The following is an 882-nucleotide window of genomic DNA, read 5'->3' as shown; positions in this document are numbered from 1 at the left end:
ATGCCGTTCATCTCCGCGGCCATCGAGAACTCGCGGATGCCGAAGTGGACGGTACGGCCGTACGGGTCGGCCTCGGGCAGCGGGTTGCCCTCCGGCAGGAACGACGACGTCTTGTCGATGGTGGTGTTGTTCGAGCCGGCCAGGTCGGCGGAGCCGCCCCACAGCTCCGGCAGGACGGCGCCCAGGGACTGGAGCACCTTGCCGGAGGCGGCACGCGTGGCGACGGCCTTGCCCTCCTCGAACACCGGCAGCGCGTCCTGCCAGCCCTCCGGGAGCCGGCCGGCCACGATCCGGTCGAAGAGCTCGGCCCGCTCGGGGTTGGCGCCGCGCCACTTGTCGATCTGCTTGTCCCAGGCCGCGTGCGCCTCGGCGCCCCGGTCCAGGGCCTGGCGGGCGTGGGCGAGGACGTCGGCGTCCACCTGGAAGGTCTGCTCGGGGTCGAAGCCGAGGACGCGCTTGGTGGCGGCCACCTCGTCGTCGCCGAGCGCCGAGCCGTGGGATGCCTCGGTGTTCCGCGCGTTCGGGGCGGGCCAGGCGATGATCGTGCGCATCGCGACGATCGAGGGGCGCCCGGTCTCGGCCTGCGCCGCCCTCAGGGCCGCGTACAGGGCGGGCACGTCGACGTCGCCGCTCTCGGTGGGCTCCACGCGCTGGGTGTGCCAGCCGTAGGCCTCGTACCGCTTCAGCACGTCCTCGGAGAACGCGGTCGCGGTGTCGCCCTCGATGGAGATGTGGTTGTCGTCGTAGAGGAAGACCAGGTTGCCGAGCTTCTGGTGGCCGGCCATCGAGGAGGCCTCGGAGGAGACGCCCTCCTCCAGGTCGCCGTCGGAGACGATCGCCCAGATCGTGTGGTCGAAGGGGGAGGTGCCCTCGGGGGCCTCG

The 882-nt window shown here is 72.2% G+C and carries 1 protein-coding gene; it reads right to left on the bottom strand.

Features of this window, described 5'->3' with window-relative positions; translation table 11 throughout:
• A partial coding sequence (locus M8J74_RS21770) for a thiamine pyrophosphate-binding protein (RefSeq protein WP_505016707.1) occupies positions 1-882 on the bottom strand: 882 nt, incomplete at both ends.

This window comes from Streptomyces panaciradicis, assembly GCF_023516615.1.
Taxonomy (GTDB): Bacteria; Actinomycetota; Actinomycetes; order Streptomycetales; family Streptomycetaceae; genus Streptomyces; species Streptomyces panaciradicis.
Note: the sequence above shows the minus strand (reverse complement) of the source record. Positions and strands in the feature narration are given on the sequence as shown.